This is a genomic window from Pelomonas candidula, from assembly GCF_043555985.1.
GTDB classification, from domain to species: Bacteria; Pseudomonadota; Gammaproteobacteria; order Burkholderiales; family Burkholderiaceae_C; genus Pelomonas; species Pelomonas candidula.
This window is the reverse complement of record NZ_JBIGIC010000003.1, coordinates 375,426-399,116: the sequence shown is the minus strand read 5'-3', so window position 1 is coordinate 399,116 and position 23,691 is coordinate 375,426. Positions and strand designations below refer to the sequence as shown.

At 71.3% G+C, this 23,691-nt stretch carries 19 protein-coding genes; 9 read left to right on the top strand and 10 right to left on the bottom strand.

Features of this window, described 5'->3' with window-relative positions; genetic code table 11:
• Positions 1 to 89 precede the first annotated feature (89 nt).
• From ACG04R_RS08060 to gshA, 5 genes are all read left to right on the top strand, one after another.
• A complete protein-coding gene (locus tag ACG04R_RS08060; RefSeq protein WP_394407854.1) occupies positions 90 to 2,171 on the top strand; it encodes a GGDEF domain-containing protein in 2,082 nt (693 codons plus the stop codon).
• Positions 2,168 to 4,189 carry a GGDEF domain-containing protein gene (locus tag ACG04R_RS08055; protein WP_394407852.1) on the top strand — a complete coding sequence of 674 codons (2,022 nt, stop codon included), beginning with the start codon at positions 2,168 to 2,170 and terminating at the stop codon, positions 4,187 to 4,189. The genes ACG04R_RS08060 and ACG04R_RS08055 overlap by 4 nt, the downstream gene beginning before the upstream one ends.
• Positions 4,186 to 5,178 carry a Bug family tripartite tricarboxylate transporter substrate binding protein gene (locus ACG04R_RS08050; RefSeq protein ID WP_394407850.1) on the top strand — a complete coding sequence of 331 codons (993 nt, stop codon included), beginning with the start codon at positions 4,186 to 4,188 and terminating at the stop codon, positions 5,176 to 5,178. The genes ACG04R_RS08055 and ACG04R_RS08050 overlap by 4 nt, the downstream gene beginning before the upstream one ends.
• A gap of 130 nt (positions 5,179 to 5,308) precedes the next feature.
• Positions 5,309 to 6,970, top strand: a complete 1,662-nt coding sequence (locus ACG04R_RS08045; protein WP_394407848.1) for a SulP family inorganic anion transporter — start codon at positions 5,309 to 5,311, stop codon at positions 6,968 to 6,970.
• A 44-nt stretch (positions 6,971 to 7,014) separates the two neighbouring features.
• Entirely contained in the window at positions 7,015 to 8,508 is a 1,494-nt protein-coding gene (gene gshA / locus ACG04R_RS08040; RefSeq protein WP_394407846.1) for a glutamate--cysteine ligase, read from the top strand.
• On the opposite strand, the gene ACG04R_RS08035 is transcribed toward gshA, so the two are convergent.
• Complete coding sequence (locus tag ACG04R_RS08035; protein WP_394407844.1) at positions 8,478 to 10,658, bottom strand: putative bifunctional diguanylate cyclase/phosphodiesterase; 2,181 nt, start codon at positions 10,656 to 10,658, stop codon at positions 8,478 to 8,480. The two genes, gshA and ACG04R_RS08035, sit on opposite strands and share 31 nt — an antisense overlap.
• Positions 10,659 to 10,882: 224 nt before the next feature.
• On the opposite strand from ACG04R_RS08035, the gene ACG04R_RS08030 reads away from it, so the two are divergent.
• On the top strand, positions 10,883 to 11,614 hold the full coding sequence (locus ACG04R_RS08030) for a YecA/YgfB family protein (RefSeq protein WP_394407843.1): 732 nt from the start codon (positions 10,883 to 10,885) through the stop codon (positions 11,612 to 11,614).
• Here ACG04R_RS08030 and ACG04R_RS08025 read toward each other — a convergent pair.
• Entirely contained in the window at positions 11,538 to 12,827 is a 1,290-nt protein-coding gene (locus ACG04R_RS08025; protein ID WP_394407841.1) for an Hsp70 family protein, read from the bottom strand. The genes ACG04R_RS08030 and ACG04R_RS08025 overlap by 77 nt on opposite strands.
• A gap of 95 nt (positions 12,828 to 12,922) precedes the next feature.
• Here ACG04R_RS08025 and prsT point away from each other — a divergent pair, with 95 nt between their 5' ends.
• Positions 12,923 to 15,709: an XrtA/PEP-CTERM system TPR-repeat protein PrsT gene (gene prsT / locus ACG04R_RS08020; protein WP_394407839.1), complete on the top strand. Its 2,787-nt coding sequence runs from the start codon at positions 12,923 to 12,925 to the stop codon at positions 15,707 to 15,709.
• On the opposite strand, the gene ACG04R_RS08015 is transcribed toward prsT, so the two are convergent.
• Both ACG04R_RS08015 and ACG04R_RS08010 read right to left on the bottom strand, forming a co-directional pair.
• Complete coding sequence (locus tag ACG04R_RS08015) at positions 15,710 to 16,987, bottom strand: D-amino acid dehydrogenase (protein ID WP_394407837.1); 1,278 nt, start codon at positions 16,985 to 16,987, stop codon at positions 15,710 to 15,712. It lies immediately after the preceding gene.
• Positions 16,988 to 17,000: 13 nt separating this feature from the next.
• Positions 17,001 to 17,639, bottom strand: coding sequence for a LysE/ArgO family amino acid transporter (locus tag ACG04R_RS08010; RefSeq protein WP_394407835.1), 639 nt, complete (start codon positions 17,637 to 17,639; stop codon positions 17,001 to 17,003).
• Positions 17,640 to 17,712: 73 nt separating this feature from the next.
• On the opposite strand from ACG04R_RS08010, the gene ACG04R_RS08005 reads away from it, so the two are divergent.
• Complete coding sequence (locus tag ACG04R_RS08005; protein WP_394407833.1) at positions 17,713 to 18,618, top strand: LysR family transcriptional regulator ArgP; 906 nt, start codon at positions 17,713 to 17,715, stop codon at positions 18,616 to 18,618.
• Here the strand turns inward: ACG04R_RS08005 and ACG04R_RS08000 are convergent, their stop codons facing one another.
• The gene (locus ACG04R_RS08000) at positions 18,619 to 18,786 is read right to left on the bottom strand and encodes a hypothetical protein (RefSeq protein WP_394407831.1); all 168 of its coding nucleotides are present in this window, start codon (positions 18,784 to 18,786) and stop codon (positions 18,619 to 18,621) included.
• 296 nt (positions 18,787 to 19,082) lie between these two features.
• Between ACG04R_RS08000 and ACG04R_RS07995 the strand changes: the two genes are divergently transcribed.
• Positions 19,083 to 19,307, top strand: coding sequence for a hypothetical protein (locus tag ACG04R_RS07995; protein WP_394407829.1), 225 nt, complete (start codon positions 19,083 to 19,085; stop codon positions 19,305 to 19,307).
• Positions 19,308 to 19,475: 168 nt separating this feature from the next.
• On the opposite strand, the gene ACG04R_RS07990 is transcribed toward ACG04R_RS07995, so the two are convergent.
• From ACG04R_RS07990 to ypfJ, 5 genes are all read right to left on the bottom strand, one after another.
• Positions 19,476 to 20,570 (bottom strand): nucleotidyltransferase domain-containing protein, encoded by a 1,095-nt coding sequence (locus ACG04R_RS07990; RefSeq protein WP_394407827.1) that lies wholly within the window; start codon positions 20,568 to 20,570, stop codon positions 19,476 to 19,478.
• The gene (locus ACG04R_RS07985; RefSeq protein ID WP_394407825.1) at positions 20,567 to 21,478 is read right to left on the bottom strand and encodes an HprK-related kinase A; all 912 of its coding nucleotides are present in this window, start codon (positions 21,476 to 21,478) and stop codon (positions 20,567 to 20,569) included. Before ACG04R_RS07985 ends, ACG04R_RS07990 begins: the two co-directional genes overlap by 4 nt.
• Positions 21,475 to 21,771 carry an HPr-rel-A system PqqD family peptide chaperone gene (locus tag ACG04R_RS07980; RefSeq protein WP_394407823.1) on the bottom strand — a complete coding sequence of 99 codons (297 nt, stop codon included), beginning with the start codon at positions 21,769 to 21,771 and terminating at the stop codon, positions 21,475 to 21,477. Before ACG04R_RS07980 ends, ACG04R_RS07985 begins: the two co-directional genes overlap by 4 nt.
• Before the next feature lie 67 nt (positions 21,772 to 21,838).
• Positions 21,839 to 22,540: a hypothetical protein gene (locus tag ACG04R_RS07975; protein ID WP_394407821.1), complete on the bottom strand. Its 702-nt coding sequence runs from the start codon at positions 22,538 to 22,540 to the stop codon at positions 21,839 to 21,841.
• 162 nt (positions 22,541 to 22,702) lie between these two features.
• Positions 22,703 to 23,572 carry a KPN_02809 family neutral zinc metallopeptidase gene (ypfJ, locus tag ACG04R_RS07970; protein WP_394407820.1) on the bottom strand — a complete coding sequence of 290 codons (870 nt, stop codon included), beginning with the start codon at positions 23,570 to 23,572 and terminating at the stop codon, positions 22,703 to 22,705.
• Between the last annotated feature and the right edge of the window lie 119 nt (positions 23,573 to 23,691).

Below are 23,691 nucleotides of genomic sequence, written 5' to 3'. Positions count from 1 at the left end.
CGGTCTCCGCCAGAGCGTGCGCCACGCCGCGACGGAACCGCGCTGAAATGATCGGCTCGGGACCACAAGCTCCCGTTGCCTCCGCCCAGATGCACCCAATCCAGGCCCTGTCCTCGATGCTGACCGCCGCGCTCGCTGCGCTGCTGCTCGCCGCCTGCTCGCCGGGCGGGGGAGAGGGTGCGGTCGCGCCGCCGGCGCCGGCCGCGTCGGCGGTCGTCGATGCCGGCCTGGCGCAGGACCTGGATCGCATCGAGCGCGCCGCCCGCGCCAAGCCTGCGGCCTACGAGCTGGAGCTGCGCGGCCGCGCCGGGGGGCTGCGGCCCGGCAGCCCGGCCCTGCTGGACAGCATCGCTCTGCGCGGTCTGCTGGCAGCGCAGGCGCGCGACCGCCTGCTCTCCGACCAGCTCAGCCAGCAACTGCGCGACTGGCCAGCCGGCGAGCGTCGCGCCGACGCCCTCGTCGCCGCGGCCAGCATCGGCGCCGAATATCAGCGCTCCCAGGGCGATACGCGCGAGGCCCGCAAGCTGCTGATGGCCGTGGACAGCGTGCAGCTCGGCGCTGCCGGCACGGTCTTCCGGTGGCGCTACCACCGCCAGTACGCGGCCCTCAGCGGCGACGCCGGCGAGCTGGACGCCGCGCTGACCGAAGGCCACAAGGCGCTGCGCCTGGCCCAGCAGACGGGGCAGTCCTGGCGCGTTGCGTTGTCGCTGGCCGATCTCGCGTTCACGACGCTGCGCGCCGACACGCCGGCCCGCGCCCGCCAGCTCGCCGCGCAGGCGCTGGCGGAGGCGCAGAAGGACCCGGACCCGATGACGCTGAACCAGGTCCAGACGGTGCGTGGCATCGTGCACGCCGACGACAGCGACACGACGATCACCCTGCTCGCCAATTCCGACGCGCTGGAGCAGGCGGCGCTCGCCGGTGCCGACTCGGTGCGCGCGCTGGGCCTGGCCAACTTTGCCGACTATCACCTGCGCCAGGGCCGCCCGGCGCGCGCGCTGGAGCTGGCCGAGCAGGCGTTGCCGCTGGCCCACGCCACGCACAACTTCAGCGCCGAAAGCGTGGCACGTTCCAACATCGGCCTGGCCAAGATCGCGCTGGGCCGCGTGGCCGAGGGCCGCGCCGAGGCGCAGGCCGCCGTCAAGCTGGACGAGCAGCAGGGCGCCGTCGCCTACGCCTCCGATGGCTGGAAGGAGCTGGCGGGCTATCTGGAGCGTGCAGGTGACCTGGCTGGTGCCGTGGCCGCCTGGCGCGAGCACCGCCGGCTCGTCGACCGCGTACTGCGCGACGAGACCCGCAAGCTGCTCATCGAGGCCCAGGAGCGCCAGGACGCCGAGCAGCGCGCCCGCGACATCGAGCTGCTGAACCGCGACAACGCCATCAAGGCCGAGCAGGTCCACCAGCGCAACCTCGCCGGCACCTTGTGGACGGCGCTGGGCGGCTGCGTGCTGGTGTCGCTGGGCCTGCTGTACCAGGCCTTCCGCCGCGTGCGCCGCACCAACGAGGCGCTGGTGCAGAGCAACGCGTCGCTGAAGAGCCAGAGCGAGACCGACCCCCTGACCGGCCTGGCCAACCGCCGTCACTTCCAGGCTGCCATCAAGAGCCTGAGCGGCCCCGACGGTCTCGAGGCCAGCCTCTTCCTCATCGACGTCGACCACTTCAAGCGCATCAACGACGGCTTCGGCCACGCAGCCGGCGACGCCGTCCTCATCGAGATCGCGCGGCGGCTGTGCGAGGCCGTGCGTGACGACGACCTCGTCGTGCGCTGGGGCGGCGAGGAGTTCCTCATCGTCGCCCGCACCCGTGAAGGCCTGTTCGCTCCGCAGCTCGCGCAGCGCCTGCTGGACCTGCTGGGCGGCCAGCCGGTCGAGCACGAGGGTCGCCGCATCGCCGTCAGCGTCTCCATCGGCTTCGTCAGCCTGCCGGTGCCGCCGCATGGCCTGCGCCTGCCGTGGGAGCGCGCCATCGACCTCGTCGACACCGTCATGTACCTCGCCAAGGCACACGGCCGCAACAAGGCCTACGGCGTCGAGCGCATCCACGCCAGCGACGTGGCTGCCGCTGCCCGGCTCACCGCGCGCCTGGAGGCCGCCTGGGGCGAAGGCCAGGTGGGGCTGACGGCGCTGAGCGGCCCACCCTCGCACGACGGCTTCCGGCCGACCCGCACATGAAGGCCTGGCTGCTCTCCCTGGCCCTGCTCGCCACGACGGCGGGCGCCGTGTCCGACCCGGAGCTGGCGGCTGACCGCCAGCTGCTGGCCAACATCACGCGCCGCGCTTTCGACGACCCGGCCGCCATGCTGGCCGAGCTGACCCGGCGCTGGCCGGCCGACGCCTCGCCGGCGCGCGAGGCTGCCTGGCTGTTCGCGCGCGGTCGCGTGCAGCTGGCTGCCGGCCAGTACGAGGCGGCCGATGTCATCGCCGTGCAGCTGATGTCGACCGAGGACGGCGCGGACCGCAGCTGGTTGCTGCGCGCCCTCATCCAGGAGCGCGCCGGCAAGCCCGCCGGCACGCTGGCCGCGCGGGCGCTGGCCGGCCTGGAGCGGCACTGCCCCGCCGGCGACGAGGCCCGCGCCGTGCGCGAGCTGGACTGCGACTTCCGCGCCACCTGGGAGGCGCTGCGCCTGCAGATGCGCGAGCAGGGCGGGCAGGGCGCCTTCGTCGACGCCGAGGCCGCCGCCCGCCGCGCACTGACGCTGGCCCGGGCGGGTGGCGACAAGCACCTCATCGCCCTCAGCCTGGGGCAACTGGCCATCGTGCTGCAGCAGCAGGACCAGGGCGAAGCAGCGCGTGCCGAGCTGCGCGCTGCGCACATCGAGGCCCAGGGCGACCCCGTGGCCGGCGCGCGCGTGCGCAACTTCGAGGCCGTCGTCGAGCGCCGTACGCGCGACGCCGCCGCCGTGCGGGCCGCGCTGGAGGCCGGCCTGCAACTGGCCGACCAGGCCGACGCGCCCCACCTCGCCGCCCAGCTGCGCGCCAACCTCGTGGACCCTTACATGCATCTCGGCCTGCTGGCCGAGGCACTGGCGGCCGGCCAGCGCGCGTTGCCGGTGCTGCAGCGCTTCCACGACCGCCTCAACGAGCGCAGCCTGCATCACAACCTGGCCGTCGCCAACATCAAGCTGCACCAGTTCGACGCCGCGCGGCTGGAGCTCGCCAGGGTGGTCGAGATCCCTGCCGACCCGGCCGACCTCCTGCCGCGCGCCCGCGAGCTGCGCGAGCTGGGCGACACCTGGGCCGAGGCCGGCCAGTACAAGGAGTCGCTGGCCGCCTTCCACGACGAGCGCGAGCTGAACGCGCGCGTCAACGAGCGCAACCGCTCCACCGCGCTGGAGGAGCTGCGCCGCAAATACGACACGGCCGCCCGCCAGCGCGATCTCGACCTGCTGGCCCGGGACGGCCAGCTCAAGGACCAGCAGCTGGAGAATGGCCGGCTGGCGCAGAAGGTCGGCATCGCCGTCGGCGCGCTGCTGCTGCTGTCCACGGCGCTGATCGGCGTCACGCTGCTGCGCATGCGCCGCGCCCAGGCGCGCCTGACCGCCAACCAGCGCCTGTTGCGTGCGCAGAGTGAACGAGACCCGCTGACCGACCTGTCCAACCGTCGCCACTTCCTCGCCGTCATGGACCTGGCCGCGCGCCAGGCCGGGGCGGAGGGATTCCGTGGTGCGCTGCTGATGATCGACATCGACCACTTCAAGAACGTCAACGACCGGCACGGCCACGCGGCCGGCGACGCCGTCATCGTCGAGGTGGGCCGGCGCATCCGCGCCGCGGTGCGCGACAGCGACCTCGTCGTGCGCTGGGGTGGCGAGGAGTTCCTCGTCTTCGCACCGGAGCTGCCCGGCGCCGACCTCGCCCAGATGGCGGCGCGCATCCTCAACGGCATCGGCGGCGCGGCGATCGACACGCCCGACGGCGCGCTGCGCATCACCGCTTCCATCGGCTTCGCGAGCTTCCCGCTCGGCGGCCAGGGCACGGGCAGCGCCGCGCTGCGCCTGCACTGGGAGCAGGCCGTCAACTGGGTGGACATGGTGCTCTACAAGGCCAAGGCCGAGGGGCGCAACCGCGGCGTGGGCATCAACGGCGTCGAGGCGCCCGACGCGGACACGCTGGCGGCCATCCTGCAGGACTTCGACGCCGCCTGCCTGCACGGCCAGGTGCGTCTCAACGTGCTGGTCGGCCCGGCATGAGCCACCGCCTGTGCCATCGCCGTGCGCTGCTGCTCTGGCTGGCCAGCGCAGGGGTGTCGGCCCAGCCCGCCTGGCCGGCCCGCCCGCTGCGCATCGTCGTGCCCTATCCGGCCGGCGGCCCGGCCGACATCGCGTCGCGGCTGCTCGCGCCCGAGCTGCAGCGCAGCCTGGGCCAGACGGTTGCCGTCGACAACCGCCCCGGCGCGGACGGCAACATCGGCACGGCCGAGGTCGCCGGCGCGAGCGACGGCCACACGCTGCTGATGGGCAGCGTCGGCACGCACGCCATCAACCCGTTGCTGTCGCGCCGCCTGCCCTACGACGCGGTGAAGGACTTCTCGCCCGTGGCGCTGGTCGCGACGGTGCCGCTGGTGCTGGTCATGAACCCGGCCGTCGCGCAGTCGCTGGGCGTGCGCCGCCTGGCCGACCTCGTGCACGCCGCATCGGCCCAGCCGGGGCGGCTGCACATCGCATCCAGCGGCAACGGCAACCCCACGCACCTGGCCGGCGAGCTGTTCAAGCGGCTGACGCAGACCTACATGCTGCACTTCCCGTATCGCAGCGCGGCGTCGGCACAGCAGGACGTCGTTGCCGGCAACATGGACCTGATGTTCGACACGCTGCCCGCCGCGCTGCCGCAGATCCGCGCCGGCAAGCTGTTGGCGCTGGCCGTGACCAGCGCGCGCCGCAGCCCCAGCCTGCCCGACCTGCCCACCGTGGAGCAGGCCGGCGGCCCGGCGCTGAAGGGCTACGAGGCCAGCGCCTGGATCGGCCTGTTCACGCCCAGCAGCCAGCCCGCCGAGCAACTCGCCCGCCTGCAGCGCGACACCGCCGCCGCGCTGGCCGGCCCCGCGCTGCGCGAACGGCTGACGGCCCGCGGCATGCTGGTGCAGACGGGTGGCGGTGCCGAACTGGCCGCGCTGATCGCTGCCGAGACGGCCAAGTGGGCGCGCGTGGTGCTGTGGTCCGGCGTGAAGGTGGACAGATAGATGAAGCCCCTCGTCCGGTCGCGCCTTGCTGAACGCGAATGCACCTGGCAGTCTTCGAGCATCGCCCGAGGCGGGCCGGCTTGGGAGCGGACCGGCGCTCGGCCTGCGCATTCAACGATTTGCACCTGATATGAGAGCCACCTGGCGTGCCGACCTGATGGCCGGCGCCGTCGTCGCCGTGCTGCTGATTCCGCAGAGCCTGGCCTACGCCATGCTGGCCGGGCTGCCGCCGCAGGTGGGGCTGTACGCCAGCCTGCTGCCGCTGCTGGCCTACGCGGCGCTGGGCTCCAGCCCCGTGCTGGGCCTGGGGCCGGTGGCCGTGCTGGCGCTGATGATCGCCCAGGCCCTGGGCGGGCTGCCGCCGGGCGTGAGCGCGGAGGCCGGCGCGCTGGTGCTGGCGGCCGAGGTGGGCGGGCTGCTGGCGCTGGCGGCGCTGCTGCGGCTGGATGCGCTGTCCAGCCTGCTGTCGGTGCCGGCGCTGCGCGGCTTCGAGAACGGCGCGACGCTGATGATCGCGGCCAGCCAGGTGCCGGTGCTGCTGGGCAGCGCGGCGACGGGCTCGACGCTGCCGGCCCTGGTGCGCGCGGCGGTGCAGCACGGCATTGCGCCGCTGAGTGCGGCCTGGGGCGGCGCGGCCGTCGTACTGCTGCTGCTGTCGCGCCGCACCGGCTCGCGCACGCTGGCCCGGCTGGCGCCGCTGCTGCTGATGATCGGGGCGATGCTGCTGTCGACCTTCACGCCGGCCGCGCGCGGTGTGGCTGAGGTGGGTGCGCTGCCGTCGCTGGCGCTGCCGGTAGGCCTGCCGCTGTTGGATGCGGCGCTGTGGCGGAACCTGCTGCCCTCGGCGGCGCTGGTCGCGCTGATGGGCTTCGTGTCCAGCCTGGCGGTGGCGGAGTCGCTGGCGCAGCGCCGCGGCGAAAAGCTGCTGCCGGCTGCCGAGATGCGCGGCCTGGCAGCAGCCAACCTGGCCGCGTCGCTGACCGGCGGCATGCCGGTGGCGGGCAGCTTCTCGCGCAGCATCCTGCTGCACGAGGCGGGCTCGAAGAGCCGCTGGACGCTGGTCTTCGTCGCCGGCTTCATGCTGCTGGCGATGCTGCTGCTGGCCGAGCCGCTGGCGCATCTGCCCAAGCCGGTGCTGGCGGCCACCATCGTCGTGGCGGTGCTGGGCGGCTTCACGCTGGGCCATTACGGCGAGGCCTGGCGCTACGCCCGCGCCGAGGGCCTGCTGATGGCGGCCGTTTCGGCGGCGGTGCTGCTGTGGAGCATCGGCGCGGCGCTGGCGCTGGGCGTGGTGGGCTCCATCGCACTGCTGATCCAGCGCACGGCCCAGCCCCACGTGGCCCGCATCGGTCGCGTGCCGGGCACGCAGCACTACCGCAACGTCGAACGCTACGCCGTCGAATGCCAGCCCGAGGTGGTGGGCCTGCGCATCGACGAGAGCCTGGTGTTCACGAACTCCCGCGGCCTGGCCGACGTGGTGCTGGCGCGCGTGCGTGAGCACCGCGCCCTCGTCGGCACGCCGCAGCGCGTGCTGATGCTGATGGCGCCCGTCAACCACATCGACGTGTCGGGCCTGACGGCGCTGCAGGAGCTGCACACGGCACTGCGGATCGAGGGGCTGAGGCTGGAGTTCTCCGAGGTCAAGGGCCCGGTGCTGGACCGCCTGAGGGCCATCGGCTGGCTGGAGCGGCACGACGTATCTCTCTACCTCAGCCACCATGACGGCATCCAGGCCGGCGAACATGACCTGAGGCCCAGTCTGGCTGACCATGACGCGCCAGGGCAGTTGTAGCGCGTATCTGCTACCGTCTCGGCCCAATTAGCGCTCGAGACGCGATGAACGACAAAGAGACCCTGCTCGGCATCCGCCGCGGCATCGAGAAGGAAAGCCTGCGCGCTCTGCCCGGGGGCGGCCTGGCGCTGACCCCACATCCGCTCGCGCTCGGCTCGGCGCTGACGCACCCGCACATCACCACCGACTACAGCGAGTCGCAGCTGGAACTCATCACCGGTGTGCATGCCGGCGTGGACGAAGCCTTGCGCGAGCTCACCGAGATCCACCAGGCCGTCTACCGCGCGCTGGCCGACGAGCGGCTCTGGGTCAGCTCCATGCCCTGCGGCCTGCCGGCCGACGAGACCATCCCCATCGGCCGCTACGGCTCCAGCAACGTCGGCCGCGCCAAGAGCGTCTACCGCATGGGCCTGGGCCAGCGCTACGGCCGGCGCATGCAGACGATCTCGGGCATCCACTACAACTGGTCGCTGCCGGGCGTGTCGACGGAGGGCTATTTCGGCGCCATCCGCAATTTCCGCCGCGATGGCTGGCTGCTGCTGTACCTGTTCGGCGCCAGCCCGGCGCTGTGCGACAGCTTCGTGCATGGCCGCGACCACGGCCTGCAGCGCCTGGCCGACCACACGCTGTACCTGCCGCACGCGACGTCGCTGCGCATGGGTCGCCTGGGCTACCAGAGCGATGCGCAGTCCAACATCTCCGTCACGTACAACTGCCTGGAGAGCTACGCCGCCTCGCTGCAGGACGCGCTGAGCCGGCCCTACCCGGCGTACGAGGCCATCGGCGTGCAGACGCCTGGCGGCGACTACAACCAGCTCTCCACCAGCCTGCTGCAGATCGAGAACGAGTTCTACAGCACCATCCGCGCCAAGCGCGTGATCCGCTCCGGCGAGCGGCCTCTGCATGCGCTGCGCGAGCGCGGCGTCGAGTACATCGAGGTGCGGCTGATGGACCTCGATCCCTTCGAGCCGGTCGGCATCGGCGCCGACACCATCCGCGTGCTGGACGCCTTCCTGCTGCACTGCCTGCACGGCGAAAGCCCTGACGACACGCCAGACGAGATCGCCGCCAACGCACGCAACCAGCACGCCGTCGCCGCGCGCGGGCGCGAGCCGGGCCTGATGCTGGAGCACTGGCAGGGCGGCGAGCGCAGCCTGCAGGACTGGGCGGCCGAGATCATCGCCGGCTGCAGGGCCCAGGCCGAGGCGCTGGACGCGGCCCACGGCGGCAATGCCTACCGCGCAGCGCTCGAGCGCGTGGCGGAGCGGCTGCAGCGGCCCGAGCTGTGTCCGTCGGCGCGCGTGCTGGCCGTCATGGCGCAGGACTTCGACGACAGCCACATCGGCTTCATCCGCCGCCAGAGCGATGCGACCCGCGCCGCGCTGCTGGCCCTGCCGTTCCCGGACGAGTTGCAGCAGCGCTTCGAGAAGATGGCGGCCGAGTCGCTGGCCGAGCAGGCCCGCATCGAGAAGGCCGACACGCTGGGCTTCGAGGAATTCCGGCGCTTCTACGTCGCACCGGAGCGCATGGCGGTCTGATCGACGTCGGCAAAGACCGAGTCGCTGAAGTCCAGCCGGGCGTCCGGCGACTGCGAGCGCCGCGCCCACTGCGCCAGCTCCTGTGCGGGCATGGGCCTGGCAAACAGGAAGCCCTGCAACTTGTCGCAGTGCTTGGCGCGCAGCACGTCGGCCTGGCCCTCGGTCTCCACGCCCTCGGCCACCACTTCCAGGCCCAGCGCGTGGGCCAGCTCGATGACGGCGTTGACGATGGCGCGGGCATCGGCGCTGGTCTCCAGGTCCTGGACGAAGCTGCGGTCGATCTTGAGCTGCGACACCGGCAGCCGGCGCAGGTAGGCCAGGCTGGAGTAGCCCGTGCCGAAGTCGTCGATGGACAGACTCACGCCCAGCGCGCTCAGCCGCTGCAGCACGCGTTCGGTGGCGCCGGCATCCTCCATCGCGACGGATTCGGTGATCTCGCAGCTCAGCTGCGAGGCGTCCAGGCGGTGGCGCAGCAGCGCCTGCTCCAGTCGTTGCAGCAACGCCTCGGGCTGGCGCAGTTGCTGCACGGACAGGTTGATCGCGACGCGCAGCTTGAGCCCCTCCTGATCGCGCCAGTCGGCGATCTGGCGGCAGGCCTCGTCGATGACCCAGTCGCCCAGCGTGGTGATGAGGCCGAAGCGCTCCGCCACCGGGATGAACGTGCCCGGGCTGACGGGGCCGCGTCGCGGGTGCTGCCAGCGCAGCAGGGCCTCCACGCCCAGCACGAGGCCGCTGGCGCCCGCCACCTTGGGCTGGTAGTGCAGGCTCAGGCCGGCACCGCCGTCTTCCAGCGCGGTGCGCAGGTCGCGGGACAGCTCCAGCTGGTCGCGCACGCCGTCCTGCATGTGGGCCTCGAAGAAGGCGAAGCCGTTGCCGCCGCTGCGCTTGGCGGCTTGTGCCGCCGAGTCGGCCTGGGTGATGAGGGGGCGGCTGGACAGGTCCGGGCCGCCGTGCAGCGCGATGCCGATGGAGGCTGACAGCCGCAGCGGCTGCTGGCCCTCGCCGACGCGGACGGACATGGGCTCTGCCAGCGAGTCCAGCAGCCGCTGGGCGATCTGGGCCAGCACGGCCTCGCCGGCCTCGCCCTCCAGCAGCAGCACGAACTCGTCGGCGCCCAGGCGGGCCAGCGTGTCGTGGCCGCGCGCCAGCGCCGTCAACCGGCTGGCCACCTCGCGCAACACGGCATCGCCGGCGGCATGGCCGAAGGCCTCGTTGACGGGCTTGAAGCCATCCAGGTTCAGCATCAGCAGCGCCACGCCGGCGCCGTCGCGCTGGCTGCGCGCGATGGCGTGGCTGATGCGGTCGTCCAGCAGTTGGCGGTTGGCCAGGCCGGTCAGCGGGTCGCGCAGCGCCTGCTCGGCCAGCTCGGTCGTCGCCGCATGCAGCGATTGCTGCAGCCCGCTGGCGCGGCGGCGCAGCCGGGCGTCGAGCATGGAAGTGAACAGCGTCAACAGCAGCAGCCCGAGGGTGGCGCCGGCGACGAGGTAGTCCAGGTTGTCGCCTGCCAGCGAGTCAGCGCTGAGGCAGACACTGTTCTCGGCGATGCCGGCGGCGGCCATGCCGGTGTAGTGCATGCCAGCCACGGCGGCGCCCATGACGAGGGCGGCCGCGACCTGGCCCCGGCGGGCCTGGCTGGCGTTGAGCCGGCGCAGCCAGAAGAAGATGACGAGGGCCGCCGCGGCGGCCCCGGTGGCCACGGCGGCGGAGGCCGCCACGAGCGCCCAGTTCCAGCGGATGCCAGGCGCCAGCTCCAGCGCGGCCATGCCGGTGTAGTGCATGCCGCAGATGCCCGCACCCATGCTGACGGCGCCCAGCATCAGCCGCCTGGGCGTCAGCTGGTCCAGCGACGCCACGCGCAGTGCGATGGCCGACACGGCCACGGCGGCCAGCCAGCTCAGCCCCGTGATGGCGGCGTCGTAACCGACCATGAAAGGCAGGCGCAGCGCCAGCATGCCGATGAAGTGCATGGCCCAGATGCCGGTGCCCATGGACAGCGAGCCGGTGATCCACCAGAGGCGCGCGCTCGCCGCGTCGGGCGTGCGCACCCGCTGCGCCAGGTCCAGCGCCACGAAGGACGCGAAGGCGGCAGTCAGGTAGGACAGCACGACGACGCCGGGGTCGAAGCGCAGCGCGATGTCGGCGACGGGCATGGTTTCAAGTATGGGCGCGATGTGCGCCGACGGCGCCTGGTGGCGCCACCACGTCCGCGACAGCCTTCACGGCAAGCCCGGGAGATACATAAAAAAAGACCCGGTCAGCGGGCTGCCGGGTCTTCAAGCCCTCGAGTGAGAGGGCGTCGTTGGGACCACCAATGTAGGCGGCAGTCCGCCTTGCAGGCGGGCACTATTCACGACACCTTATCGATAATTCGACGATGAACCACGCCCCCGAAGCCCTCTCCGAAGACGACCTCGACCGCCTGCAGGCGCTGCTGGATGCGCTGCCTGCGCCGCTGGAGCCGCTGGACGTCAGCATGCTGGACGGCTACCTCTGCGGCGTGCTGCTGCAGCCCGAGGCCGTGCCGCTGGGCGCGTGGCTGCCGCCCATCCTGGACAGCGAGGGAAGGCCGACGCCGCAGCGCGTCGATGACGAGCTGCTGGCACTGCTGCGCCGCCGCCACAAGGAGCTCAACGTCGCCATCGCCGGCCGGCAGTGGTTCGACCCGTGGATCTTCGAGCTCGATGACGATGCCGACCCCAGCGAGACCGTGCTGCCCTGGGTGGCCGGCTTCGCCCACGCGCTGGACGCGCACCCGGCGCTGATGCGCCTGCCCGAGGAGCCGCTGCTGGAGCCGCTGGCCGCGATCTACCTGCACCTGGACCCCGACGACCTCGAGGACGCCGACGCGCTGCTGGAGGAGATCGAGTCGCTGGAGCCGCCGGCCGACCTGGAGGAGGCCGTGGAAGGCCTGGTCAGCGCGGTGCTGATGCTGGCTGACGTGTCACGGCCGCTCCGGGCATCGCCGGGCCGCTCCCAGGATGCCCGCGCTCCCTCGGGAGGCAGGCCGGGCGAGCCCGGCCGCGGGGGCGTCAATGCGCCGGCGCAAACAGGCGCTGGGCGTGCAAGCCCAGGCCGGTCGCGACCGAGGCAAACCGGTCGCCGGTGACGCGTGCCGCGCCGGGGAAGCCGGCGGCCATGCCGTCCACCAGCAGCCGCAGCCCGGTCGAGCCGCCGGTGAAGTAGAGCGCGTCGATCTGTTCGACCTTCAGGCCGGCCAGCGCGACGGTCTCGTGGGCGGTCGAGATGATGCGGTCCAGGTCAGCGCGCAGCGCGTCGACGGCGGTTTTCTCGCTCAGCGGCAGCACGAGGCCGAGCTCGACGTGGCTCAGGTCCACCGTCGTGTCGGCGCCGCCGGAGATGGCGATCTTGGCGCCCTCGGCGCGCGCTGCCAGCTCATGGCCCAGGCGGTCTTCCAGCACCGTCATCAGCCGCGCGTGCTGGCGCACGTCGTTGAACCAGCTCTTCATGCCGCGCCACTCGGCCACGCGCAGCGGCGAGTAGCAGGTGTTGATGAGGTGCCAGGTGGCGAGGTCGAAGTAGATGCCGCTGGGGACTTCGCGTCCGGTCGGGCCCGTCGCGCGGTAGCCGAACTCCTGCAGCAGGCCGGCCAGCTCGATGTGGCGGTCGAAGTCGGTGCCGGCGATGTGCACGCCGTGGCTGGCGAGGATGTCGTCGCGGCGCGCCAGCCGTTGCACACGTTCGGGGCCGACGCGCACGATGGAGAAGTCGCTCGTGCCGCCGCCGATGTCGGCCACCAGCACGATCTGCTCGCCCTTGCCTTCGCGGATGGCCTGCTGCTCGAAATCGAACGCCGCGGCGATGGGTTCGTACTGGAAGTGCACTTCGTGGAATCCCACCGCGCGGGCGCAGGCTTCGAGCTGGGCCTGGGCCGTGGCGTCGCGCTCGGGCTCGCCGTCGACGAAGAACACCGGCCTGCCCAGCACGGCGCGTGTCGGCTCGCCGGCCAGGCGGCGCAGGCGCTTCAGGTAGCCCGAGACGATGTCCGAGTACTTGGCGCCGCGGCCTCCGCCGACGTCGGTGGTCTGGTCGATCAGCGGCGAGCCGAGGATGCTCTTCATCGAGCGCATCAGCCGGCCGTCGTGGCCCTCGATGTAGGCGGCCACGGCGGCGCGGCCGAAGGCGCGCGGCGGACCGTCGGCGTCGTGCCGGCCCTCGGCGAAGTAGAAGACGGCGGTGGGCATGGTGCGCTGGCCCGGTTCCAGCTCGACCAGGCGCATGGCCGAGGCGGTGTCGGGGACTGCGACGGCGGAATTCGACGTGCCGAAGTCGATGGCGCAAAAAGCAGGTGCGGCATTCATGGCGCGTTTCGTGTCATCTGGCCGGCCTGGTGGCCAGCCCTGAGAAGGGCGGGGCATTCTAGGAACACAATCGCGCGCCTGTTTCCGGAGACACGATGAAGACGCGCTATTTCGCCCCGATCCTTCTGGCTGCCGCCCTGGCCGCCTGCAGCCAACGCTCCGAGCAGGACATGCTCGCCGCCGCGCAGAAACGCATCGAGCAGAAGGACGCGGCGGGCGCCATCATCGAGCTGAAGAACCTGCTCCAGAAGAACCCCGAGAGCGCCCAGGGCCGCCATCTACTCGGCAAGATGCTGCTGGAGTCCGGCGACCTGGCCGGCGCCGAGATCGAGCTGCGCCGCGCGCTGGAGAAGGGCGCGCCGCGCGACGAGCTGGTGCCGCTGCTGGCGCAGACGCTGCTGAACTCGGGCCAGTCGCGCAAGGTCATCGGCGAGTTCGCCGATCAGAGCCTGGCCGATCCGCAGGCCATGTCGACGTTGCAGCAGCACCTGACGCAGGCCTTCCTCGTCGAAGGCAACCTGCCGCTGGCCAAGGTGGCCGCCGCGCGGGCCCTGCAGCTGGCGCCGGACTCCGAAGGTGCCGTCATCGCCAACGCCCGCACCAAGCTGGCCGGCGGCTTCCCCGACGAAGCCCTGGCCGCGCTGGACGAACTGCTGCAGCGCTCGCCCAAGGCCTACAAGGCGTTGCAGCTCAAGGCCGAGGTGCTGCTGGCGCGCGGCAAGGTCGATGAAGCCGAACCGCTGCTGGCCCGGGTGCTGGACCTGGACCCGGGCAACTACGAAGCCCGCTCGCTGCTGGTGCGCCTGGCCTTCGGGCGCCAGCAGCTCGACGCGGCTGCCAAGCTCATCGACGGCATGCCGCCGGCGCTGGCCAAGAAGCCGCAGGGCCGCTTCCTGCAGGCGCAACTGGCGCTGGCCCGCAACGACGCCGCCAAGGCCAAGGAGCTGGCGCTGCCGCTGCTCAAGGTCATGCCCAGCTACCTGCCGCTGCTGCGTCTGGCCGCGGGGGCCCACCAGCAGCTGGGCGAGCTGGCCGACGCCGAGAACCTGCTGAACCAGGCCGTCAAGCTCGCGCCCGAGGACGCCGGCCTGCGCCGCCAGTTCGCCTCGTTGCAGCTGCAGACCCGCGCGCCGGCCAAGACGCTGGAGACGCTGCGCCCGGTGCTGGAGAGCGGCAAGGCCGACGCCGAGACGCTGCTGCTGGCCGGCAAGGCGCAGCTGATGCAGGGCAATTTCGAGGGGGCCGACCAGTACTTCGGCGCCGCCGCCAAGCTGCGTCCCGACGATGCCAAGACCCAGGCCGCGCTGGCGCTGACCGCCATCGCCCGCGACACCGCGGCGCCCGGCGCTGCCGGCCGTGCCAAGGCCGACGCGGCGCTGAACCAGCTGCGCGAGCTCGCCGCCAAGGACAGCGGCAGCAGCTATGACCTGATGGTCGTCAACACGCTGATGCGCCGGCAGGACCTGACCGGTGCGCTGGCCGCCATCGACAAGCTGGCGCCCAAGATGAAGGACAGCCCGATCCCGAACGGGCTGCGTGGGCGCATCCAGCTCGTGCGCAAGGACACGGCCGCCGCGCAGGCCGCCTTCGACGCCGCGCTCAAGACCGATGCCGGCTACCTGCCGGCCGTGCTGGGCCTCGTGGCCATCGACCTGCAGGCGCAGCATAGCGACGCGGCCATCAAGCGGCTGGAGGCCTTCATCGCCAGCCAGGCGCATTCACCCCAGGCCCGCCTGGCCCTGGCCGAACTGCTGGTGCAGACGCGGGCACCGATGGCGCGCGTGACCGAGGTGCTGTCCACCGCCGTGCGCGAGGAGCCCAACGAGGTGGGCCTGCGCCTGGCGTTGATCGACCACCAGCTGCGCCTGGGCAACACCGCCGCCGCCGCGCAGGCCGCGCAGGAAGCCTCGGCCGCCCAGCCGCTCAACCCCGACCTGCTGGAGCGCCTGGCGCGCACCCAACTCGCCAGCGGCGACAAGGCCCAGGCCGGCAAGACCTACACGCGGCTGACGTCGCTGGCGCCCACGCGTGCTTTCGGGTGGCTGGGCCTGGCGCAGCTGCGGGTCATCGAGAAGGACTACGCGGGCGCCGAGCGCGAGGTCAAGCGCGCGCTGGAGGCCGAACCGGGCTCGCTCGTGGCCCAGCGCCTGCTGATCCAGCTGACCGTGCGCCAGGGGCGTGCCGACGAGGCCATCGCTGCGCTGCACGAACGCCAGAAGAAGTACCCGCGCGAGGCCTTCGCACTGGTCACCGAGGCCGATGTCGAGCTGAGCCGCCAGCACAACGACGCCGCCATTGCGTTGCTGCGCAAGGCCAGCGCGCTGCCGGAACCGGGTGACGCCGCGGTGCGCCTGTTCGCCGTGCTGCTGAACGCCAAGAAGCGCGACGAGGCACTGGCCTTCGAGAGCCAGTGGCAGGCGGCGCACCCGCAGGACATGACCTTCATGACCGCTACAGCCGACCTGACGCTGGCACGCGGCGACACGGAGGGCGCGCTGGCCCGTTACGAGGCTCTGCTCAAGCGCAGCCCCGATGCCATCCCGCTGATCAACAACGTCGCCTGGCTGCGCAGCAAGGCCGGCAAGCCGGGGGCGCGCGAGCTGGCCGAGCGCGGCCTCAAGCTCAACCCCGATGACGGCGCACTGCGCGACACCTACGCCACCGTGCTGGCCAACGAGAAGGATTTCAGCAAGGCCATCAGCCAGCAGCGCCAACTGATCGGCGACCAGCCCGACCAACCCAGCTACCGGCTCAACCTCGCGCAGATCCTGCTGCAGTCCGGCGACAAGGCCGGGGCCAAGACGGAACTGCAGAGCCTGGCCAAGCTGGGCTCGAAGTTCCCGCAGCAGAAGGAAGTCGAGGCGCTGCTGAAGACGCTTTGATCAGACGCTGCCGTAGAAGCCGAACTGCATGGCCGGCCTGCGGCCCGCGATCAGCTCGGCCATCGCCCGGCCCGAGCCGGCACCGTGCGTCCAGCCCAGCGTGCCGTGGCCGGCGTTGAGCCACAGGTTGCGAGCCTTCGTGCTGCGGCCGATGTAGGGGATGTTGGTCGGCGTGCTCGGGCGCAGGCCGGTCCAGAAGTTCGGCTCGCTCGTGTCGGCTACACCCGGGAAGAGCTCCTCGTAGCGCTTGACGAGCGCCGCGCAGCGCACGCGGGCCGTGGGTGACGTGAGGTTCAGGTCGAAGCCGGACAGCTCTGCCGTGCCGGCGATGCGGATGTGGTCGCCCAGGCGCGAGATCGCGATCTTGCGGCTGTCGTCCAGCAGGCTGACTACGCTGGCCGCCTCGGGCCGCTTCAGCCGCAGCGTGGCCGAATAGCCCTTGGCCGGGTAGATGTTCAGGTGCTCGCCCAGCGGCTGTACCAGCGCGGGCGTGTACGAGCCCATCGCGGCGACGAAGGCGTCGGCCTTCAAGGTCTTGCGCTCGCCGCTGCGCACGTCGGCGATCCGCACGGCTTCTATGCCGTCGCCAACGCGCTGCAGGCCCAGGATGTCGTGCTCGTACAGGAACTGCGCACCGCGCGCCGCGCACAGCTGGGCGAGCTTCTGCGTGAAGACCTTGGCATCGCCGCTCTCGTCGCTGGGCGTGTAGGTGCCGCCGTAGACATGCGCGCCGAAGCCCGCCAGCGCCGGCTCCACCTTGAGCACCTCGTCGCGGGTCAGCACGCGGCGGTCCACGCCGTGGCGGCGCATGATCTCGGCGCCGCTGGCGCCGTTGTCGTAGTCGGCCTGGCTGGAGAAGAAGTGCAGGATGCCGCGCTCCAGCCGCTCGTATTCGATCCCCGTGCTCGCCACCAGCGCCTTCAGCGACTCGTGCGAGTAGCGGCCCAGCTGCACCAGCTCCTCGACATTGCGCTCGAACGCGGCGTTCGTGCACTGCATCAGGAAGGCCAGGCCCCAGCGCCACTGGTTGGGGTCCAGCCGGGGGCGGAACAGCAGCGGCGAGTCGTCGCGCAGCAGCCACTTGGCCACCTTGAACGGCGCGCCGGCATTGGCCCAGGGCTCGCAGAAACTGACCGAGATCTGCGCGCCATTAGCGAAGCTGGTCTCCAGCGCAGCGTCCGGCTGGCGATCGACGACGACGACCTCGTGGCCTTCGTCCAGCAGGTACCAGGCGGTGGCGATGCCGATGATGCCGGCGCCGAGAACAACGATCTTCATGAGAGGGTGTCGCCTAGAGCGGTTGCAGGAGGAGTTGTAAACCCAGGCCCGTCATCAGCAAAGCAACGAGTGCATCGATGACGCGCCAGGTGTTGGCACTTTGCAGCTTCGGTGCGGCTGCGGCGGCGCCGAAGCCCAGCAGGCTGAACCACATCGCCGACGCCACGCCGGCGCCCAGCGCGAAGGCCGCGCGCAGCTCCGGCGGCTGGCGCGCGCCCAGGCCGCCCAGCAGCACGACGGTGTCCAGGTAGACGTGGGGATTCAGGTAGGTGAAGGCGAAGGCGGCCGACAGCGTCGCGCCCAGGCTGCTCGCCGTGCCGGCGGCGCTCAGACCGGCGGCCGGCCGCCACGCGCGCTTGGCGGCCAGCAGCGCGTAGCCCAGCAGGAAGGCCGCGCCGCCGAAGCGGAACACCTCCAGCAGCAGCGGGCTGCCCTGGATCAGCGCGCCCAGGCCGAACACGCCCAGCGCGATCAGCAGCCAGTCCGACAGCGTGCAGACCGCGACGACGGCGCCCACGTGCTCGCGCCGCAGGCCCTGGCGCAGCACCAGCGCGTTCTGCGCACCGATGGCCAGGATGAGGCCGGCCCCCATCGCCCAGCCCTGCGCGAAGACGGCGGGCGCGGTGCTGGTGGCGAGCGTGGCGGCGGGCATCCGGCGATTCTCGGCAGTCGCCTTCCGTTCAAGAAGAAGGATTCATATTCTTCGTCATACATTAGTCAGTCTTATGAACGACTTCGACCCCGCCGCGCTGGACTGCCTGGCCGCGCTGGCCGACGAACAGGGCTTCGAGCGTGCGGCCCAGCGCCTGTCGATCACACAGAGCGCCGTGTCGCAGCGGCTGCGCTCGCTGGAGAGCCAGGTCGGCCAGCCGCTGGTCGTGCGCTCACGCCCGCTGCGGCTGACCGAGGCGGGCAAGGTGCTGCTGCGCTTCGCCCGCCAGTTGCAGGCGCTGCGCGTGGACGTGGCGCGCGAACTCGGCGAGCGCGTCGCGCCGCAGTCGCGCCTGGCCATTGCCGTCAACGCGGACAGCCTGGCGACCTGGGTGCTGCCGGCGCTGGATGCGCTGGTGCAGCGGGGGTTGCGCGAAGGCTACGGGCTGGAGATCGTCGTCGACGACCAGGACTTCACGCACGACAGCCTGCGCCAGGGCGCCGTGCTGGGCTGCGTGTCGACCGTGGCCGAGGCGCTGCAGGGCTGCCGCGTGCAGGCGCTGGGTGTCATGCGCTACGTGGCGGTGGCCAGCCCGGGATTCCTGGCGGCACAGCTGCCGGACGGACTGCACGCCGGCAACTTCGCCGATACGCCGTTCCTCGTCTTCAACCGCAAGGATGACAGCCAGCAGCAGTGGATTGCACAGGCTTTTGGCGTGCGCGCGCCGCGCCTGCGTGAACGCTTCGTGCCGTCCAGCGAGGCCTACGTGGCTGCCGCGGTGATGGGGTGGGGTGTGGGGGTGGCGCCCGAGATCCAGGTGCGGCCTCTCGTGGAGGTGGGGCAACTGGCGATATTGCGGCCGGAGGTGGGGGTCGATGTGGCGCTCTACTGGCACCAATGGCAGTTGCAGGCGCGTGGCGCGCTGCTGGATCAGATCGGCCTGGCGTTGGCCGAAGGTGCCCGAAAGGCGCTGGGTTGATCAGCGACGCACGGGGGCGGACGCGCCCTCGGCCGGCAGGGGAGCCGCCTGCGCCACCATCACTGCGCCCGGGCTGCCGGGCTGCACCGCATGCGCCATCCACAGCGTGCCGGCCACGACGAGGCCGATCATGCCGTTGGCGATCCATTTCAGTGCTGCTGAGGTCATAAGGGAAAGCCCGAACTTCTAGGAAGGCGCGCAGCTTAAGCGCATCCGCAGCAATTTGGACCGATGGAGCTAGGGAGTTGTCGGGCTTTTGCAAACTTGCAACGTTAGGCCGTGATGCGAATCGGCAACGGAAAACGCTGTCTACGGGGCGTCGACCCACCCTGAACGTGTGGAAATCCCAGCAGAGGCAATATTTACTGACAGTTGCGGCGTTCACTTGTCATATGCATCGCTCACACTGAGCGCACAAGCTGATGAGGTTGTCAGCTACAGATGCAGAGACAAAGAGGTTCGCCATGCGATTCGTTCCAGCGCTGCGTTTTTTCCGCCGTGGCGCTGCCGTTCGCAGCGAGCCGGACCCGGCCGACCTGGGCACTGCATTTGGCCTGGACGCCTGCCTGGATGGCGGCGACATCAGCGAATATCGCCAGCAGCCGCCCAGTGACTTCCTGGAGTCGCAGTCCGGGCGCGTCGCCCCGCAGGACTCGCCGCTGAGCTGGTTGTCGCGCCGGACTGCCTGAAGCCTGGGAATCCGGACCCGGCTCACCGTCAACGAGCCGGACAGCCCGAACGGCAGCACCAACTGGATCAGCGCGCCCATGCCGGCGCTGGCGTTGCCCAGCGTGCACCAGTCGGCGGGGGGGAACTCGCGGATCACCGAGGAGGGCTTGGGCGGCTCACAGCCGCTGTCAGGCCTCGGCCGGCGCTTCCTTCGCGGGCTGCATCCGCATCCAGGCCTTGCGGGCCAGGTGCAGCAGCAGCAGTCCGGTGGGCATGCGCAGCCAGTGAGAGCGCACGTACAGCGCCAGCCGGGCGCTGCCGGTGAGGGCGCTGTCGCAACTGAGGTGGTCGGGCATCAGCGCGCGGTCGTAGCAGGCATCCATCAAGCCTTGGACAGCCGGCGCGTCGGCCGCAGCCGCCTGCACGACGTCGCCCGGCACGGGGGTGCCCAGCCAGCGCGCTGTGTAGCGCAGCGCGAGGAACAGCGGCCGGCTCAGCCCCAGTGCGCGGGCGCGCGGCACCAGGCGGGCCCAGAAGTCCGGATCGCGGCCGAAGTCGCGCAGCAGGGCGTCAAGGTCGAACAGGTCGCGCAGGCCCTTCTCGAGCTCGCCCTCGTGGAACAGGTGGGCAGCGCTGTGCAGCACCATGGTCACCGGTGCCAGCACGCGCACGCCCGGCTTGTCGGGTAGCTCGCGTGCGTCCTCGAACAGCGCCGCCGTGTCGACCTTGATGCGCGCCGACGGCGGCAGGATGGTGTGGTGGACGTCCAGGCTGCTGCCGCGCTGCTCGTGCGTCAGCGGTGGGATCTCGTGCATCCACTCGCGGTAGTAGCGCTCGTCGTAGGCGTCGAGGTCGTCCTGGAAGCGCCAGCCGTGCTCGAACAGCGCCGCTTCGATGTCGGCGATGCGCGCCTTGGGCACGAGGATGTCGATGTCCCCGAAGACACGGCCCTGGCTGGCCGGCAGCCCGGCCATCAGGTAGGCCGTGCCCTTGAGCAGTATTGGCTCGACGCCCAGCGGCTGCAGTGCGGCCTGGATGCGACTCACCTCCCAGTGGGTCAGCTTGGCCTGGCGCTCGGCCGTCATGAGCGCGGCGTGGAGGTGGTGTCGCGGGCCGGGCGGAACCTGCTCCAGCCAGGGCTTCAGCGTGACGGCCAGCCGGGCCAGCAGCACGCCCCGGCGAGCCTGGCGCAGCAGCAGGTCCCACTCCAGCGGGCGCAGCGCCAGTGCTGACGTCGGCGCCAGCAGCACGCGCAGCAGCAACGGCGCGGACCGGTCCGTCATGCCTGCTCCGCCAGTTGATCGATGCGCTGCACGGCGTTGTCCAGCGTCGAGTACTCGAAGTCCAGGCAGGCACAGCGGTCGACGAGGTCGGCCGTGGCCTCGAAGCCGCCGCGGCCGTGGAGGTCGTAGTTGAATGCCTGCTCCGCCAGCAGCAGCAGCATGCGGGCCTTGGGGACGTCGTTCAGCACCGGCGCGGCGCCGGCCTTGTAGCGGGGCATGACGATCCAGGCCGGCCGGGCCGGCTCCATGATGCGGGCCACGCTGTCCGCCGGCGCCTTCATCAGTGCGAGCGTGCCCCTGGCGGTGTCCGGTACGGGGCGCGTCAGCTCGGCCTGAGGCGCGAACTGGCGGATCAGCTCGACGGAGGTGTTCTTCAGATTGACGGGCCGCCCCATGCCGCTGACCTGGCCGGATGCCAGGTCGTACAGCGTGATCTCGTCCGTCATCAGCCGCCAGCCGCGGTGCGCCAGCGCCGCGGTCAGCGTGCTCTTGCCCGAGCCGGGCGGCGCGGGCATGACCAGGGCCCGGCCGTCGCGCTCCAGCGCGGCGGCGTGGTAGGACAGGTAGGGGTGGGCCATCGTGCTCACGGCCCAGTTCAGGCCCCACTCGATCATGTGGAAGCCCTGCTCCGCGGGCAACTGGCTGAAGGCCGGCTCGCCGTCGGCGAAGAAGCGCGCCATGGGCTTGACCCAGCGGCGCAGGCCGCCCTCGCGACGCACTTCCAGGTGGAAGTCCGCAAAGTCCTCAGGCGTGCCGAGCTCGAAGTCCGAGTAAAGCAGCGCCAAGTCCTCGGCCACGCGGTCGACGTCGGAGCGCAGGCGGGCGACGAAGGGGGGCACCTTCAGCACCAGCTCGCCGCGGGCCAGGCGTCGGCGCAGGTCGCCCAGGGCCAGGTCACGGACTTTCATGCCGGCGCGACGATCTGCTCGACGAGCCCCAGATCCCTCAGCGAGCGCAGCTGCCGGTCGAAAAAGGCGGTCGCCGTCTCGACGTCCATCTGGTCGGGGATGGCGTCGGCCAGTTGCTCGACCAGCTGCGCAACGGACAACGGCTGCCCGCGCAGCAGTTCCAGGAATTCGATGGACAGGGCGTCGACCAGGTGGGTATCGCCGGAAGCGTCGTTGTAGACCGCGCCCAGGCCGTCCCAGTCACGCCAGGAAATATCGGCCGAGCGATGGATGATCCACAAAGGGGCCTGCATCTGCGGCGCAGCGCCGATCAGAGCTGGGTTTGAAGCCGCGCGTCCTCGGTGTACCGGCGCATGCGGCTCAGCTCAGGCGGCCGATGTAGTTGTTCTGCAGGTAGTTCTGGACGTCGGTCGGCGTCCACGTCTTGCCATCAGGTCCCGTGCCGCCGCCGGCCGCCACGATGTTGCCCAGCGTCGTCAGCTGGTTGGTCGAGAAGCTGTCGATGACGCAGACGTCCGTGCTGGTCGCGGTGCTGATGCGGAAGTTCAGCCAGGCCACCAGCATCGCCTTCTGCGCGGAGGAGCAGGTCGTGCCGGTCAGCATGGTCCAGACGGAGCTGGTGCCGGCCACGCCGGCCGTGCCACCGGAACTGCCGCAGGCCTTGGCGACGGTGTAGGCCTTGACGGTCGACAGGCTCAGGTTCGCGCAGCTGATGGACGAGACCTTCCAGCCGGCGCAGGTCGGGTTGCCGTAGCTGGTGGCGCACCATTCGGTCAGCGTGTAGCAGTTCACCGTCGGCGCGTTGGTGGCCTTGCGCGTGTACTGGCTGGCGTTGGTGCCCACCAGGTTCTGGATGGAACCCCAGGCCGAGGCCGAGAAGCACTTGCCTTGCGTGGTGGCCAGCACCGGGCGGCTGCTCAGCGTCAGCGCCACGGGAACGATGCCGGCGCCGGCCTTGATGAAGCGGCGGCGGCGTGCCGAGGCCAGTTCGCCGGCGGACGCGTCGACGGGGGCCGGCGCCTGCGGCGTCGGCTGGGGGTCGTGGAGTTGGCGTTCGCTCATGACAGTGGGCCTCGTGGATTGGCTTTTTTGCGCTGCTCTGGAAAGGGGCCGATCCTAGTGGAGGGGTCGGTGATTTGGATGGAAGTGTTTCACACAAAGCCCGGAGAGGGTCATCCCCCGCCCCCTCGATTGGGTGGGCGGTTTGTAGGGGAATTTGGCGCTTCAGAGGGCGGTTGACGAAAAGGTGTCACACGCCTTCAGGTCGCCGGCCTCCAGGCCGCGCTTGAACCAGCGCACCCGCTGGGCACTGCTGCCGTGGGTGAAGCTTTCGGGCACGACGGTGCCGCGGGCGCGCTTTTGCAGCGTGTCGTCGCCGATCTGGCTGGCGGCGTTCAGCGCCTCCTCGATGTCGCCGGCTTCGAGCCAGCCCTTGCCGCGCTGCGACAGCGTGGCCCAGACGCCGGCGTAGCAGTCGGCCTGCAGCTCCAGCCGGACGCTCATCGCGTTGGCCTCGCGCTCGGAGACGCGGCCGCGCGCCTGGTCGAGCTTTCCGGTCGTGCCCATCAGGTTCTGCAGGTGATGGCCCACTTCGTGGGCGATGACGTAGGCCTGGGCGAAATCGCCCGGGGCGCCGAGGCGTTCGCGCAGCGTGTCATAGAAGCCCAGGTCGATGTAGACCTTGTGGTCACCCGGGCAGTAGAACGGGCCCATGGCGGACTCCCCGCTGCCGCAGGCAGTGGCGATGCGGCCGCGGAAGACGGTCAGCTTGGGGCGGGGGTAGGTCTGGCCGCGCTGCTGGAAATAGGCGCCCCAGACGTCCTCGGTGTCGGCCAGCACGACCTTGACGAAGCGGTAGGCCGGGTCCTGGGCGTGCGAATCGCCGGCCGGCGCCTGTACGGCGGGTGTGCCGCCACCACCGCCGCCCTGAAGCGCGCCCAGCAGCGTCAACGGATTGATGCCCAGCACCCAGGACGCGATCAGCGCGATGACGATGCCGCCCAGGCCCAGCCCGCGGCCGCCGATGGGCAGGCCGCCCCCGCCGCCCCGGGCGTCCTCGACGTTGTCGCTTTCACGCTGGCCTTCCCACTTCATGCGCGTCTCCTGGCAGATCGGCCCATCCTACGGCCCATGCCCGCGGATCTGCAGTCCGTCGCCTGGCGCGGGCAAGCCTGGGGCCTGTTGGCCACACTGCCGCCGCATCGCCAAACCGG

Coding starts and splice junctions, on each gene's coding strand:
- ACG04R_RS08060 (WP_394407854.1), top strand. CDS start 90: ATGCACCCAATCCAGGCCCTGTCCTCGATGCTGACCGCCGCGCTCGCT.
- ACG04R_RS08055 (WP_394407852.1), top strand. CDS start 2,168: ATGAAGGCCTGGCTGCTCTCCCTGGCCCTGCTCGCCACGACGGCGGGC.
- ACG04R_RS08050 (WP_394407850.1), top strand. CDS start 4,186: ATGAGCCACCGCCTGTGCCATCGCCGTGCGCTGCTGCTCTGGCTGGCC.
- ACG04R_RS08045 (WP_394407848.1), top strand. CDS start 5,309: ATGAGAGCCACCTGGCGTGCCGACCTGATGGCCGGCGCCGTCGTCGCC.
- gshA (WP_394407846.1), top strand. CDS start 7,015: ATGAACGACAAAGAGACCCTGCTCGGCATCCGCCGCGGCATCGAGAAG.
- ACG04R_RS08035 (WP_394407844.1), bottom strand. CDS start 10,658: ATGCCCGTCGCCGACATCGCGCTGCGCTTCGACCCCGGCGTCGTCGTG.
- ACG04R_RS08030 (WP_394407843.1), top strand. CDS start 10,883: ATGAACCACGCCCCCGAAGCCCTCTCCGAAGACGACCTCGACCGCCTG.
- ACG04R_RS08025 (WP_394407841.1), bottom strand. CDS start 12,827: ATGAATGCCGCACCTGCTTTTTGCGCCATCGACTTCGGCACGTCGAAT.
- prsT (WP_394407839.1), top strand. CDS start 12,923: ATGAAGACGCGCTATTTCGCCCCGATCCTTCTGGCTGCCGCCCTGGCC.
- ACG04R_RS08015 (WP_394407837.1), bottom strand. CDS start 16,987: ATGAAGATCGTTGTTCTCGGCGCCGGCATCATCGGCATCGCCACCGCC.
- ACG04R_RS08010 (WP_394407835.1), bottom strand. CDS start 17,639: ATGCCCGCCGCCACGCTCGCCACCAGCACCGCGCCCGCCGTCTTCGCG.
- ACG04R_RS08005 (WP_394407833.1), top strand. CDS start 17,713: ATGAACGACTTCGACCCCGCCGCGCTGGACTGCCTGGCCGCGCTGGCC.
- ACG04R_RS08000 (WP_394407831.1), bottom strand. CDS start 18,786: ATGACCTCAGCAGCACTGAAATGGATCGCCAACGGCATGATCGGCCTC.
- ACG04R_RS07995 (WP_394407829.1), top strand. CDS start 19,083: ATGCGATTCGTTCCAGCGCTGCGTTTTTTCCGCCGTGGCGCTGCCGTT.
- ACG04R_RS07990 (WP_394407827.1), bottom strand. CDS start 20,570: ATGACGGACCGGTCCGCGCCGTTGCTGCTGCGCGTGCTGCTGGCGCCG.
- ACG04R_RS07985 (WP_394407825.1), bottom strand. CDS start 21,478: ATGAAAGTCCGTGACCTGGCCCTGGGCGACCTGCGCCGACGCCTGGCC.
- ACG04R_RS07980 (WP_394407823.1), bottom strand. CDS start 21,771: ATGCAGGCCCCTTTGTGGATCATCCATCGCTCGGCCGATATTTCCTGG.
- ACG04R_RS07975 (WP_394407821.1), bottom strand. CDS start 22,540: ATGAGCGAACGCCAACTCCACGACCCCCAGCCGACGCCGCAGGCGCCG.
- ypfJ (WP_394407820.1), bottom strand. CDS start 23,572: ATGAAGTGGGAAGGCCAGCGTGAAAGCGACAACGTCGAGGACGCCCGG.